At 71.1% G+C, this 12761-nt stretch carries 11 protein-coding genes and 1 pseudogene; 3 read left to right on the top strand and 9 right to left on the bottom strand.

The annotated features are described in order from the left end of the window. Positions 1 to 242 precede the first annotated feature (242 nt). Positions 243 to 1712: an alkaline phosphatase PhoX gene (locus tag ACFY1J_RS09565; RefSeq protein ID WP_390711389.1), complete on the bottom strand. Its 1470-nt coding sequence runs from the start codon at positions 1710 to 1712 to the stop codon at positions 243 to 245. Between the two features lie 274 nt (positions 1713 to 1986). Then, the gene (locus ACFY1J_RS09560; protein ID WP_390711390.1) at positions 1987 to 3417 is read right to left on the bottom strand and encodes a hypothetical protein; all 1431 of its coding nucleotides are present in this window, start codon (positions 3415 to 3417) and stop codon (positions 1987 to 1989) included. A gap of 269 nt (positions 3418 to 3686) precedes the next feature. Here ACFY1J_RS09560 and ACFY1J_RS09555 point away from each other — a divergent pair, with 269 nt between their 5' ends. Beyond that, positions 3687 to 5513, top strand: a complete 1827-nt coding sequence (locus ACFY1J_RS09555) for an endonuclease/exonuclease/phosphatase family protein (protein WP_390711391.1) — start codon at positions 3687 to 3689, stop codon at positions 5511 to 5513. Between the two features lie 15 nt (positions 5514 to 5528). Here ACFY1J_RS09555 and ACFY1J_RS09550 read toward each other — a convergent pair whose 3' ends face one another. From ACFY1J_RS09550 to ACFY1J_RS09535, 4 genes and pseudogenes are all read right to left on the bottom strand, one after another. Further along, positions 5529 to 6266 carry an SRPBCC domain-containing protein gene (locus tag ACFY1J_RS09550; protein WP_390711392.1) on the bottom strand — a complete coding sequence of 246 codons (738 nt, stop codon included), beginning with the start codon at positions 6264 to 6266 and terminating at the stop codon, positions 5529 to 5531. A gap of 17 nt (positions 6267 to 6283) precedes the next feature. After that, positions 6284 to 6892 carry an ArsR/SmtB family transcription factor gene (locus ACFY1J_RS09545; protein ID WP_390711393.1) on the bottom strand — a complete coding sequence of 203 codons (609 nt, stop codon included), beginning with the start codon at positions 6890 to 6892 and terminating at the stop codon, positions 6284 to 6286. Positions 6893 to 6984: 92 nt separating this feature from the next. Next, positions 6985 to 7353: a DUF3618 domain-containing protein gene (locus ACFY1J_RS09540; RefSeq protein WP_390711394.1), complete on the bottom strand. Its 369-nt coding sequence runs from the start codon at positions 7351 to 7353 to the stop codon at positions 6985 to 6987. A gap of 71 nt (positions 7354 to 7424) precedes the next feature. Further along, positions 7425 to 8099, bottom strand: a pseudogene (locus tag ACFY1J_RS09535) (hypothetical protein). Positions 8100 to 8337: 238 nt separating this feature from the next. On the opposite strand from ACFY1J_RS09535, the gene dapA reads away from it, so the two are divergent. Then, positions 8338 to 9240, top strand: coding sequence for a 4-hydroxy-tetrahydrodipicolinate synthase (gene dapA / locus ACFY1J_RS09530; RefSeq protein ID WP_390711395.1), 903 nt, complete (start codon positions 8338 to 8340; stop codon positions 9238 to 9240). Here dapA and ACFY1J_RS09525 read toward each other — a convergent pair whose 3' ends face one another. Continuing rightward, positions 9241 to 10452 (bottom strand): WD40 repeat domain-containing protein, encoded by a 1212-nt coding sequence (locus tag ACFY1J_RS09525; RefSeq protein ID WP_390711396.1) that lies wholly within the window; start codon positions 10450 to 10452, stop codon positions 9241 to 9243. Next, the gene (locus tag ACFY1J_RS09520; RefSeq protein ID WP_390711427.1) at positions 10449 to 11006 is read right to left on the bottom strand and encodes a SigE family RNA polymerase sigma factor; all 558 of its coding nucleotides are present in this window, start codon (positions 11004 to 11006) and stop codon (positions 10449 to 10451) included. The genes ACFY1J_RS09525 and ACFY1J_RS09520 overlap by 4 nt, the downstream gene beginning before the upstream one ends. Before the next feature lie 137 nt (positions 11007 to 11143). Between ACFY1J_RS09520 and ACFY1J_RS09515 the strand changes: the two genes are divergently transcribed. Continuing rightward, complete coding sequence (locus tag ACFY1J_RS09515; protein ID WP_390711397.1) at positions 11144 to 11644, top strand: hypothetical protein; 501 nt, start codon at positions 11144 to 11146, stop codon at positions 11642 to 11644. Between the two features lie 56 nt (positions 11645 to 11700). Here the strand turns inward: ACFY1J_RS09515 and dapD are convergent, their stop codons facing one another. Further along, positions 11701 to 12690 carry a 2,3,4,5-tetrahydropyridine-2,6-dicarboxylate N-succinyltransferase gene (gene dapD / locus ACFY1J_RS09510; RefSeq protein ID WP_390711398.1) on the bottom strand — a complete coding sequence of 330 codons (990 nt, stop codon included), beginning with the start codon at positions 12688 to 12690 and terminating at the stop codon, positions 11701 to 11703. Positions 12691 to 12761: the final 71 nt, after the last annotated feature.

Here is a 12761-nt window from a genome sequence, read left to right as displayed (position 1 = left end):
AAGTAGCCGCTGCCTGCGCACCGGGAGGTGCATGAAGTTGTGGTGTCCAGAGATCGAGGTCGGCGGAACCGACAAAGGTGCTCTAACCCCTGAGCTACACCGGCTCGTTGTACCGGTGGCGGGACTCGAACCCGCGGCCGCCCCATTATGAGTGGAAGTAGGTCCTGCCTTCGCACCTGGACGTTCATCACTCTAGGAGGGGGGCCGCGGGACGAGCCAGCGAATTAATTCCCGTCAGAAGTTCAGCCGCGCTTCTGACGCTTCCAGGGCCCCGTGATGGCCAGCATGATGCCCGGGTCCTGGATGTTGGCGAACAGGGTCTTTCCGTCGGGTGAGAAGGTGACGCCGGTGAACTCGCTGTACTCGGGCTTCTCCGGGGTGCCGCCCGCCGCGGTAGCGGCTGATGCAATCGCCAGGTCGTTGCGGGCGATCGGGTAGGTGCGGCCGCTGTCCGTGGCGCCGAACAGGTGCTGGACGCCCTCGCCGTCCTCGGCGATGACGAGGCCGCCGTACGGGGAGACGGTGATGTTGTCGGGGCCGTCGAAGGCGCCGTCCTCGGCCGGGTCGGGGTTGACGCCGAGGAGCACCTTCAGGGTCAGGGTGCGGCGCTTGGGGTCATAGAACCAGACCTGGCCGTCGTGCTGGACGGGGCTCTCCGCGCGGGCGTACGAGGAGACGATGTAGGCGCCGCCGTCGCCCCACCACATGCCCTCCAGCTTGCGGGCGCGGGTGACCTGGCCGGCGGTGAACTGCTTGCGCACGGAGGTCGTCTTCGCGTCGCGGTCGGGGACGTCGACCCAGTCGACGCCGTACACGGTGCCGATCTTCGTGGCGCGGGAGAGGTCGTCGACGAACTGGCCGCCGGAGTCGAAGCACTTGAACGCCTGGAGGACGCCGGCGTTGTCGGCGAGGGTGCGCAGCTTGCCGCGGCCGTGGCAGTAGCCCTCCGGCGGGGTCCAGCGGTACAGGAGGCCGTTCGGGCTCGCGGCGTCCTCGGTCAGGAGCAGGTGGCCGCGCTTGGGGTCGACCACGACCGCCTCGTGGGCGTAACGGCCCAGCGCCTTGACGGGCTTGGGGTCGCGGTTGGCCCGGCGGTCCTCGGGGTCGACCTCGAAGACATAGCCGTGGTCCTTGGTCATGCCGTTCTGGCCGGCCTTGTCCTCGGTCTCCTCGCAGGTGAGCCAGGTGCCCCAAGGAGTGCTGCCGCCCGCGCAGTTGGTGGAGGTGCCGGCGACGCCGACCCACTCGGCGACCTTGTCGTGCCGCACCTCGACGACCGTGCAGCCACCGGAGGCGGCCGGGTCGTAGACGAGGCCCTCGGTCAGCGGCACCGGGTACTTCCAGCCGGCGCGCGGGCCCTTGAGCTCGTGGTTGTTGACGAGGAGGGTCGCGCCGCGCGGGCCGTCGAAGGTGGCGGTGCCGTCGTGGTTGGACGGGGTGAACTCACCCGATTCCAGCTTGGTCCTGCCGCTATAGGTGATGATCTTGTACTTGAAGCCGGCGGGGAGCGCGAGGATGCCGTCCGGGTCGGGGAGCAGCGGCCCGTATCCGACTCCGCCGTGCGCGGTGGCCGAGTCCTCGCCGACGCTCTCGGTGTCCGTCGACGCGAGGGCGTTCGGCGCGGTGGCGAGGGCGCCGACGCTGCCCGCCAGCGCGACCCCGGCTCCGGTGATCGCGGATTTTCTGGCGAAGTCCCTGCGAGTGAGCGACATGGTGTCTCCTGTGACGGTGGGATGCCGTGGAGGGTGGCGGGCCTCGGTCCGCGAAACGCTCCCGCCCGTCTCTGAACGGGAGTTGAACATCGGGCGACCGCAACGGGCCCGCTTCCATGAATCCGTATGCGCCTTCCCACGGGACTCAAAAGTCACACCGGCCCGGGGAGGTGTCGGCAAAGGCCCTGTCCGCACAGGCGGCTTCAACGGCGCGACCCACGTCCGGCGGGCGTGGGTCGCGCTCGTGCTCGGCGGGCGTGGGTCGCGCTCGTGCTCAGTACCCCTGCTGGGAGCGGGCCTTGAACGCGGCCTTGCGCGCTTCCTTCGCGACCTTCTTGTCCGGGTGCAGACGCCCCATGGCCTCCAGCACGTCCGCCGTCGCCGGGTGCTCCACGCGCCAGGCGGTCGCGAAGAAGCCGCTGTGCTGCTGGGCCAGGCCCGCCACCAGGGCCCGCAGCTCCTCGGAGTTGCCCTCGGCCTGGAGCTGGGCGGCCACGGTGTCGATGGTCAGCCAGAACACCAAGTCCTGGGACGGCGCGGGCACGTCGGGGGCGCCCCGCTCGCTCAGCCAGACCCGGGCCAGGCCGCCGAGCTCGGCGTCGTCGAGCACCTCCCGCAGCGCGGGTTCGGCCTCCGCGCCCACCAGTGACAGCGCCTGCTGGCAGCGCAGCCTGCGCAGTGGAGCGCCGGCGTCACCGCCCCGGGCGGCGGCGAGCAACTCGCGTGCCGCGGCGAGGGGTTCGCGGCGGGACAGCCACTGCTCGGTCTCGGCCAGGGCCGCACCCGGCGGGAACAGGGAGGTGCCGTCGAGCAGGACGTCGGCGCCCTTGTCGACGAGTTCACCGACCGCGGGCGCCTCGAAGCCGGCCTCCAGCAGCCGCGCCCGCAGTCCGTACACGCCGAGCGGGGTGAGCCGGACCATGCCGTAGCGGGCGACGTCGGTCTCGTCGACGGGTGCCGCCGCCGGCTCCTCGTCCGCGTCGGCCATCAGCGCCTCGTCGACCGGCTGGTACTCCACGAGCCCGGCCGGCTCCAGCATCCGGAACTGGTCGTCGAGACGCATCATCGCGTCGGAGACCTGCTCCAGGACGTCGTTGGTGGGCTCGCCCATGTCGCTGGGCACGATCATGGAGGCGGCGAGGGCGGGCAGCGGCACCGGGGCCTCGCCGGGGCCGTCCTCCCGGACGGTCAGCAGATAGAGGTTCGCGAGGACACCGTCGAGGAAGTCCGCCTCGGCCTCCGGGTCCCAGCCGAGTGACGCGAAATCGACCTCGCCGCCGTCGTCCAGCGCGTCGACAACACCGTCCAGATCGGGCACGGTCGCATCGGCGACGACGGCCTCCAGGGCCGTGAGCCACACCGCGAGCACGTCGTGCGGCGAGCCGCCGGTGAGCAGCGTCAGCTCCTCCCCCGCCGCCACCGTGCCGGCCTCCTCGTCGACCACCTCGACCAGCCCGGTGTCCACGGCGGCCCGCCAGGCCTCACTGGCGTAGGCCGCGGCGTCGTCCCCGGTCAGCCCCAGCGTCTCGGCCGCGGCCGGCAGCTGTTCGTCGACCAGGCCGCCTCCGGCGTCCACCCGGGTCTCAGGCCCCGCCCAGCGGGCGAGCCGGGCCGCCCGGGAGAGCAGCGGCGTGGACAGCGCGGCGCGCGCCAGCTCCGCTTCGGGGTGCAGCCGCACCGGCGGCAGGGGGGAGCTGTCTGACATCGGCTGGTTCTCCTCGGGCCATGAAAGGACTCAGCCGCTCAGCCTAGACGGATTTCCACCCATGCCGCCCGGTTCATCTCTCCTTCGGCCTCCGTGCATGGCCGAAACCTTGACAACTGCCTTGATCAGGCAGGAGATTGACGCGCGTAGAAGTCGGGGGACAACTGTTCACTGTCTTTCTACGCGTGTCACACTGCCGCCGCGTGTCATGCGCACTCCAAATGTCCAGCCTTGTCCCGGCGCTCACGTTCATCCCCGGAGGGATCCCCTTGCCGAGCAGGTCTTCCGCGCGTCTCGCCGCGCTCACCGTAGCCGCGGTCTGTTCCGCGGCGTCCACCGTCGTCCTCACGTCGCCCGCGCACGCGGACGCGGTGCGCATCCATGACATCCAGGGCAGCACCCGCATATCGCCGTACGCCGGCCAGAAGGTGACCGATGTGCCGGGCATCGTCACGGCCACGCGCACCTACGGCTCCTCCAAGGGCTTCTGGCTCCAGGACCCGACCCCGGACGACAACCCGGCCACCAGCGAGGGCGTGTTCGTCTTCACGAGCTCCACGCCGAAGGTCGCCGTCGGTGACTCGATCACGGTCACCGGCACGGTCTCCGAGTACGTCCCCGGCGGCGCCTCGTCCGGCAACCAGTCGCTCACCGAGCTCACCAAGCCGACGATCACCACCGTCTCCGCCGGCAACGCGGTCCCGGCCGCCACGGTGATCGACGCCAAGTCGGTCCCGGCGGAGTACGCCCCCGCGGGCGACACCGCGGCGAGCGGCTCGATCAACGCCCTCACCCTGGACCCGTCGACGTACGCCCTGGACTACTACGAGTCCCTGGAGGGCATGAACGTCCAGGTCGCCGACACCCGTGTGGTCACCGCGACCGACCCGTACAGCGAGCTGTGGGTCACGGTGAAGCCGCGCGAGCACCGCACCCACCGGGGCGGCACGATCTACGGCTCCTACGAGTCCCAGAACACCGGCCGTCTGCAGATCCAGTCGCTGGGCTCGACCGCCGACTTCCCGAAGGCGAACGTCGGCGACACCCTTGAGGGCACCACCACCGGCCCGCTGGACTTCAACCAGTACGGCGGCTACACCCTCGTCGCGAGCAAGCTCGGCACGCTGCAGAGCGGCGGCCTGGAGCGGGAGACGACCCGCAAGCAGTCGCGCGGCGAGCTGGCGGTGGCGACGTACAACGTCGAGAACCTGGACCCGTCGGACGCCACCTTCGACAAGCACGCGGCCGCGATCGTGAACAACCTGCAGTCGCCCGACATCGTGTCCCTGGAGGAGATCCAGGACAACAACGGCGCCAAGGACGACGGCACGGTCGACGCGAACGAGACCGTCGACAAGCTGATCGACGCGATCGTCGCGGCGGGCGGCCCGAAGTACGACTGGCGCTCGATCAACCCGGTCAACGACCAGGACGGCGGCGAGCCCGGCGGCAACATCCGCCAGGTGTTCCTGTTCAACCCGGAGCGGGTGTCCTTCGTGGACCGCGCGGGCGGCGACTCCACCACCGCGGTCGGCGTCACCAAGGTGCGCGGCAAGGCCCAGCTGACAGCCTCGCCGGGCCGGATCGACCCGGCGAACGCGGCCTGGAAGAGCAGCCGCAAGCCGCTGGCCGGCGAGTTCGTCTTCCGCGGCCAGACCGTCTTCGTGATCGCCAACCACCTCAACTCCAAGGGCGGCGACCAGGGTCTGACCTCGCAGTACCAGCCGCCGGTGCGCAGCTCGGAGATCCAGCGCCACGCACAGGCGACCGAGGTGAACGCGTTCGTGAAGGACATCCTGTCCGTGCAGAAGAACGCGAACGTCATCGCGCTCGGCGACATGAACGACTTCGAGTTCTCCGGGACCACGCAGATCCTCGAAGGTGACGGCGAGCTGTGGTCGGCGATCAAGTCGCTGCCGAGGAGCGAGCGTTACACCTACGACTACCAGGGCAACCAGCAGGTCCTGGACCAGATCCTGGTGAGCCCCTCGATCCGGCGCGGCTGCGACCTCGACTACGACTCCGTGCACGTCAACTCGGAGTTCAACGACCAGATCTCCGACCACGACCCGCAGGTGCTGCGGTTCCGCCCGTAACCCGGTCCGGGGACCTCAGGACGGGCTGAACACGCCGTTCAGCCAGTCCTGCCAGGCGGTCTCGTTCGTCTCGGCGTCGGCGTCCGGCGCGAAGTCGTGGACGCTGATGCCGAGCGGCGCGCCCCAGTGGCCGCGGCCGAAGAAGCGGATGAGGGCGCTGTCGGTGCGCAGCCCGATGAAGTACGGGTTGCGGTAGTCGAGTACGGCGTCCAGGGTCCGTCCGCCGGGCCCCTGGGCGGCGACCTTCGTGCCCGCGGCCGTGTCGTCCGCGAGGCCGAGCGCGCGGCCGACCGCGGCGAGCGCCCGCGGCGTCTGCGAGGCCGCGGGCCCCTCCAGCTGGGCGAAGGTGACCGGGCGGGGCGCGAAGTGCGTGAGGTACTCGCACAGGGTGTGCAGATAGAAGTTGGTGTGCTTGCTCGCGCCGTCGTACTGGTTGTTCCAGTCGTCGGTGAAGATGCCGCTGTGGACATAGCGCACCCAGGCGCGCCGGCCCTCGTCGCGGGGCTCGATCGTGTAGTCGAGCTGGTTGAGGGACTGGATCGAGAAGCCCACGTCCTCGCTGCGGTTGGTGTAGCGGTGGGGCGGGTCCCAGGCGGTGACGGTGGACCCGAAGGGCCCGCTGCCGCCCACCCGCGGCTCGGGCGGGTCCATCGGCCACAGATAACCACCGGTTCCGGTGGTGACCGCCTCCCACACCTTCTCGGGCGGGGCGTCGACCTCAAACTCGCGGACGATCTCGAATTCCTTGGGCATGGTGGGGCTCCTGCGGACTACTGGTCCAGTTCGGGGGCGGGCCGGTCCTTGACCGTGGGATGGATGGCGACGACGATCCGGTGGTCCCGGCCGCCCTCCGTGTCGGGGGCGTCGTACTTGCGGATCAGGGCGCTGACGCCCGCCGTCAGTTCCTGGGCGAAGGCCGCGCGGTCGGCGGCCGAGGCGAAACGGACCTCGCCGTCCAGCGCGTAGGTCGCCAGCGGCTTGCGCGCCTTCGTCGCGCCGGTGATCAGCGCGCCGACGTCCCGCACCAGGCGGGCGCCGAGCGCGAGCAGCCAGCGCGCGGAGAGCTGGTCGCGGAAGCGGTCCGGGTCCGGCTGCACGGAGGCAAGCGCGAGCGGCGAGATGACGTACGACGCCGCGGTCGCGCGCATCAGCCGCTCGGTGACATTGCCCTTGCGGCGCTCCCCGGCCAGCTCGACCAGGCCGTGCCGCTCCAGTGCCTTCAGGTGGTAGTTCACCTTTTGCCGGGGCAGCCCGACCTTGCCGGCCAGCATCGTGGCCGACGCGGGCTCGGCGGCCAGCTCGGCGAGCAGTCTGGCCCTGATGGGGTCCAGGGAGACGGCTGCGGCCTCGGGGTCCTCGATCACGGTCACGTCCAGCATGCGTCCACACTCTCACCGAAAACTTTTTTTGTCCAGGCGAGTGGAATTTTCGGTGAGACGGTCGAGGCGGCTCCGCGGCGAGTCGGCTCGGCTCAGCGGCGACCGCGACGACCGTGGTGCCCGTGGTGGCCGTGATGGCCATGGCTCCTGTGCCGCAGGGCGCCCGCCGCGACGACCGCCGCGCCCGCCGCCGCCCCGACGAGCAGCACCGACCGCGGGGCGTGGGCGGCCCTGTCCTGGACGGTGTGGCCCGCCTGCGCGGCGCTGCTGCGCAGCTGCACGGTCATGGCGCCCGCCTTGTCCCTGAGGTCGGCGGCCCGGGCCCGGGCGCGCCCCTTCAGGTCCCCCTTGTCCGCCAACTCTCCGGCGGTGTCGCCGAGTTGGCTCCTGCCCTGGTCGATCTGTTGCCGCAGTTCCTCGGGACCCTTCGCGCCGGCCCCCTGCGGAGTCCTGTCCGTCATCGGTGCACTCTTTTCGCGGTCTTGCGTTTCCTCTCGGTTCCGGAACATCCGGGTACCCCGAGCGGTGACCGTTAGCCCTTGTCCCCGTTGGCCTCTCCCCCGGCCCCATGCTCCCCGAGCCGGGCCGGCCGGGTCTGGAACCAGTCGAGGCGGGCCTGCAACAGAGCTGCCTCGGCGGCGAGTTCCGGAACACCGAGGCCCTCGGGCCCGGCCATGCCGGCGAGGTTGGCGAGGCGGCGAGGCCGGCGACGGGGAGGACACCGTCACGGTCCGCCACCACCCGCAGCCCATCCCCGGCCGGGCGAAGGCGGTGAGCGAGACGGACGTACACCCGTGCACGCACCCCGCGCAGGCGGCGGTCAGGGCGCGCCGCACGCACAGGGGCCGACGGTGGCCGTACGCACCCGCTGCCGGGCGTAGTGGAAGCCGCGCTCGAAGCGGATGCAGGCGCCGAGGACGAGACCTCCAGCAGAACGGCCGCCCGGTGCTCCGTGCTGCACAGCAGCGCCTCGGCGGCCGTGCGGTCGTGCACGCGGTGGAAGCCGCAGTCGCACAGCCGCGCTGGCGGGCGGTGCCGTCGGCCGTAGACGCAGGACGTGTCGTCCAGCACTCCGTACGACAGCGCGCCGCCCAGCGACACACCGGTGAACCCGGCCCGGGTGCCGTCCTGGGACAGCACCTGGTGGGGCGATCTTGTATCCGGTCGGCGGCTCCGCCGGGCGTTCTGTGGGAAGCCGCAGCCTCATCGGGCGACCGGGGCCTCTTCCGGCACGGACGCCGCCGGTTCGACGGTCTCCTCGGGAAGTTCGAGGTCTTCCTCGTGGACGAGCGGCCGCTCCTCCGCGACTCCGGTGGCCAGTGCCTTGCGGCCGAGTTGGACATAGGGCCGGAGGCCGCCATGGGAGCATCACTTCAGCACCACTTAGCAATACACCTTAGAAGAATTAAGTAGAGCTTCAGGATTGTCGTGCCGAGACTACTCCCATGACGAACCCGGGCAAGACCAACGCTCCTTTCGGCCGCACCCTCTGCGCGATGATCACCCCCTTCACCGATTCGGGCGCGCTCGACCTCCACGGTGCCGTGAGACTTGCCGACCGGCTGGTGACGGAGGGCTGCGACGGGCTGGTGCTCAACGGGACGACGGGCGAGTCACCCACGACGACGGACGCGGAGAAGGCGGAACTGGTCCGGGCTGTCCGGGCGGCCGTCGGCGAGCGCGCCTCGATCGTCGCGGGTGTCGGCACCTTCGACACCCGGCACACCGTCGAACTGACCCTCGCGGCCGAAAAGGCGGGCGCCGACGGCGTGTTGGTGGTCACGCCGTACTACAGCAGGCCGCCGCAGGACGCCGTGGAGGCGCACTTCCGTACGGTCGCCGACGCGAGCGGTCTGCCCGTGATGCTGTACGACATCCCGGGCCGCACCGGCACCCGCATCGAGCCGGAGACGATGATCCGGCTGGCGGAGCACCCCAGGATCATGGCGGTCAAGGACTGCTCCTACGACTTCCTCGGCACCCAGAAGGTGCTGGCGCGCACGGAGTTGGCGTACTACGCGGGATGCGACGAGCACATCCTGGCCCTGTACGCGGTGGGCGCGGCGGGCTGTGTGAGCACGGTCGCGAACGTCGTACCGCGCCGCGTCGCAAAGATCCTGGAGGCGTTCGAGGCGGGCGACACGGCCGGCGCCGCCGGGCTCCAGCAGCGGGCCACTGCGCTGATCGAGGCGATGATGGCCGCGGGTCTGCCGGGCACGGTCACCGCCAAGGCGCTGCTGAACGCGCTGGGCCTGCCCGCGGGCCCGGTGCGGGCACCGCTGCGGCCCGCCGGCCGGGAGGCGGCCGACGGGCTGCGGGCGGTGTACGAGGAGTTCGTGGCGGTGTGATCAGCGCTCGGCGAAGACCGGCTCCCAGGTAGGGCGCAACAAGTGGTCGTTCATCTCGTCGACGCCGCTGAGCGGTACGACCTTGTCGCTGCCGATGGTGACCAGCACGAGCCGGGGCCGGTACGGCTCGTCAAGGCTCGTGACCCGTTCCCAGGCGATGAGCCGCTTGTCGTCGGCCCAGGCGAGCAGGTGACCTCCGCGGACCTTGGTGATCTCCTTGCCCGTACGGGGATCACGGATCGAGGAGTACGACTTGCCGGGGGCGACCTCCTTCGTCAGACCGAGGGCGGCGAGCCGACCGTTCGGGGACAGCCGCGCACCGACGTCCCACCGCAGGTACCTCTCGTTCGCGGGGGCGGGGACCTCCTTCCCCGCGAGGTCGTAGAACTGCTCCGTACCGTCGTGGTCCCCGACGACCCTCGCGTACACCAGGGCACCGTCGCGGCTGAAGGCGAAGTCCTCGCGGGCGTTGACGTTGCGGCCCGCCGTCACACCGCTCCAGGAGCCCTTGCCGGAGGCCACGTCGATGACCCAGAAGCCGGTGCGGACCTTCGCCCCGAACCGCGGCACCCAGGTCTTGCCGGGACCGCTCCTCTCGTACAGGTCGGGGTTCTCCGTGTACGTCGTGGCGACCAGCTTGCTGCCGTCGTGCGAGAACGCCAGCCCACCGACACCGTGGTCCACCGGGATCCACCGCTCGACCTCCCCCGTCGCGAGGTCGAGCAGGCCGATCCGGGGGGCCGGCAGATGTCGCTCCAGCACGGCGGCGGTCCGCAGGCCCGGGGCGACGGCGACGAACTGCCACCGGGTGTCCTTCTCGTACCGGCCCGTCTTCGGGTTCAGCAGCCAGTACGTGTGCGCGCCGATGCCACGGCCGTCGCTCTGCAAAACGACTTCCGTCGTCGAGTACGCGGCCAGCACCGCGTTCCCGGCCGCGATCATGTCGCGCGGCGGCGACTGGTCCGAATCGGCGGACACCCCGTCCTGACCGAGCACCCTCGCGGGCCGCGCCTCGCCCCTGCCGGAGTCCAGCAGCGGCACCCCGACCGCCACGGCGACGACCGCGGCGGTGGCCACGGCGACGGACACGAACCGGCGGGCGCGGCGGCGACGCCGTACGGCCAGGACCCGGTCGGCGAAACCGTGCCCGAGCGGCTGCTGTTCGGCCGCCTGTTCCCGCAGTGCGTCACGCACCAGTTCCTCGACGTTCACGACCGCACCTCCACGGGTGAGTGGTCACGGGACGGAAACTCCCTGCCGCTGTCCGGGCCGAGCGCGGCCAGCTCGGGCGCGAGGGCGCGCAGCCTGGCCAGGGAGCGATGGGTGGTGGAGCGTACGGTGCCCACGGAGCAGCCCAGCATCCGGGCCACGTCGGCCTCCGGCAGATCCTCGAAGTAGCGCAGCACCAGCACGGTGCGCTGGCGGGCGGTGAGCCGGGACAGCGCGGCGCGCAGCACAAGGCGCAGTTCGGCGGCGCCCGAGGCGTCCGGGGCGTGGCCCGACTCCGGCGGCTCGGCGACGGTGACCTCCCGCCGCCGCCACTTCAGCCGCCAGCGGCTGATCTGCTGTCGGTACAGGATCTGCCGTACATAGGCCTCGGGTTCGTCGATCCGCTGCCAGCGGCCCGCCGCCTTGACCAGCGCGTTCTGCAACAGGTCCTCGGCTGCGTGCCGGTCTCCTCCGGTCAGCAGCACCGCCGTCCTCAGCAGTGCCGACGAACGGCCGGCCACGAACTCCCGGAAACTCTCCTGTGCCTGCGCATCCATCGTCACCTTCACATCCTGGGCGGACCCTGTGCCCGGCCCCCGCACCCCTTGTGACGCGCGCGGGATTGCGCCGCTATGCCTGCCGCCTCCGAAGAAATTCCATGGTCCATTGGACATGGGCGCCGTACGTTGTCCCCATGAGCCGCCCCCTGCTCTTCCTCGATGTCGACGGCCCCCTCAACCCGTACGCGGCACAGCCCGAGCGGCGGCCCGAGGGCTACACGACGATCAGGGTGGCCGTGGACGGGCGCACGCTGCGGGTGTGGCTCAACCCCGCCCACGGACCGGCGCTGCTGCGTCTCGGCTACGACCTGTGCTGGGCGACCACGTGGATGGATGCCGCCAACCGCTATATCGCCCCGGTGGTCGGCCTGCCCGAGCTGCCGTACGTCGACTTCGGCAGCGGGCTGTTCGCCTGGCGGCCCGACGAGGTGCACTGGAAGACGGAGGCGATCGTGGCGTACGCCCATGGCCGCCCCTTCGCCTGGGTGGACGACGAACAGAGCCCGGCCGACACCACGTACGTGACCACGCACCACCCCGGCCCCGCACTGCTCCACCACGTCAACCCACGCATCGGCCTGCGCGAGGCCGACTTCACGGCACTGGCGGAGTTCGCGGCGGACTTCCCCACCTGACATGAACCGAGCGCCCTCCCGCCGACTGCGGAAGGGCGCTCAGCGGGACGCTTCGCTCAGTTGTGGCTGTGCAGGATCTCGTTCAGGCCGCCCCACACCGCGTTGTTCGGGCGGGCCTCGACCGCGCCGGTGACCGAGTTGCGGCGGAAGAGGATGTTGGAGGCGCCGTTGAGGTCGCGGGCCTTGACGATCTGGCCGTCGGGCATGGTGATCCGGGTGCCCGCGGTGACGTACAGGCCGGCCTCGACCACGCACTCGTCGCCGAGCGCGATGCCCACGCCCGCCTCGGCGCCGACCAGGCAGCGCTCGCCGATGGAGATGATCACGTTGCCGCCGCCGGACAGCGTGCCCATGGTGGAGGCGCCGCCGCCGATGTCCGAGCCGTCGCCGACCACGACGCCCGCGGAGATACGGCCCTCGACCATGGAGGTGCCGAGCGTGCCGGCGTTGAAGTTCACGAAGCCCTCGTGCATGACCGTGGTGCCCTCGGCGAGGTGGGCGCCGAGGCGGACCCGGTCGGCGTCGGCGATGCGGACGCCCTTCGGGGCGACGTAGTCCGTCATGCGCGGGAACTTGTCGATCGAGGTCACCTGGAGGTGCAGGCCCTCGGCGCGGGCGTTCAGGCGCACCTTCTCGATGTCGTCCACCGCGACCGGGCCCAGCGAGGTCCAGGCGACGTTGGCGAGGAAGCCGAACATGCCCTCCAGGCTCTGGCCGTGCGGCTTGACCAGGCGGTGGGACAGGAGGTGCAGGCGCAGGTAGACGTCGTGCGCGTCGATCGGCTTCGCGTCGAGGGAGGAGATGACCGTGCGGACCGCGACCACCTCGACGTTGCGGCGGGCGTCGGGGCCGATCGCCTGCGCGGCGCCCTCGCCGAGCAGCTCCACGGCCTTCTCGGCGGACAGCGACTCGGTGCCGGACGGACCGGGCTCCTCGACGAGCTCGGGGGCGGGGAACCAGGTGTCGAGGACGGTGCCGTCGGCGGCGATGGTGGCAAGGCCGGCGGCCACGGCGCCGGTGGTACGGGGAGCGTTCGTGTCGGTCATGAGGGAAAACTAACGCGAGGGGGGTCGTGCGGGCCAACCAGTGAGCAGGGCGTCTCATGGGCCGGTCGCGC

It is taken from the genome of Streptomyces sp. NPDC001406 (genome assembly GCF_042895285.1).
Lineage (GTDB): Bacteria > Actinomycetota > Actinomycetes > Streptomycetales > Streptomycetaceae > Streptomyces.
The sequence above is the reverse complement of the archived record's forward strand: the minus strand, read 5'-3'. Positions and strand labels throughout refer to the sequence as shown.

Excerpts from the sequence above, each read along its gene's own strand:
- ACFY1J_RS09565 (WP_390711389.1), bottom strand. The coding sequence starts at position 1,712 with ATGTCGCTCACTCGCAGGGACTTCGCCAGAAAATCCGCGATCACCGGA.
- ACFY1J_RS09560 (WP_390711390.1), bottom strand. The coding sequence starts at position 3,417 with ATGTCAGACAGCTCCCCCCTGCCGCCGGTGCGGCTGCACCCCGAAGCG.
- ACFY1J_RS09550 (WP_390711392.1), bottom strand. The coding sequence starts at position 6,266 with ATGCCCAAGGAATTCGAGATCGTCCGCGAGTTTGAGGTCGACGCCCCG.
- ACFY1J_RS09545 (WP_390711393.1), bottom strand. The coding sequence starts at position 6,892 with ATGCTGGACGTGACCGTGATCGAGGACCCCGAGGCCGCAGCCGTCTCC.
- ACFY1J_RS09540 (WP_390711394.1), bottom strand. The coding sequence starts at position 7,353 with ATGACGGACAGGACTCCGCAGGGGGCCGGCGCGAAGGGTCCCGAGGAA.
- dapA (WP_390711395.1), top strand. The coding sequence starts at position 8,338 with ATGACGAACCCGGGCAAGACCAACGCTCCTTTCGGCCGCACCCTCTGC.
- ACFY1J_RS09520 (WP_390711427.1), bottom strand. The coding sequence starts at position 11,006 with ATGGATGCGCAGGCACAGGAGAGTTTCCGGGAGTTCGTGGCCGGCCGT.
- ACFY1J_RS09515 (WP_390711397.1), top strand. The coding sequence starts at position 11,144 with ATGAGCCGCCCCCTGCTCTTCCTCGATGTCGACGGCCCCCTCAACCCG.
- dapD (WP_390711398.1), bottom strand. The coding sequence starts at position 12,690 with ATGACCGACACGAACGCTCCCCGTACCACCGGCGCCGTGGCCGCCGGC.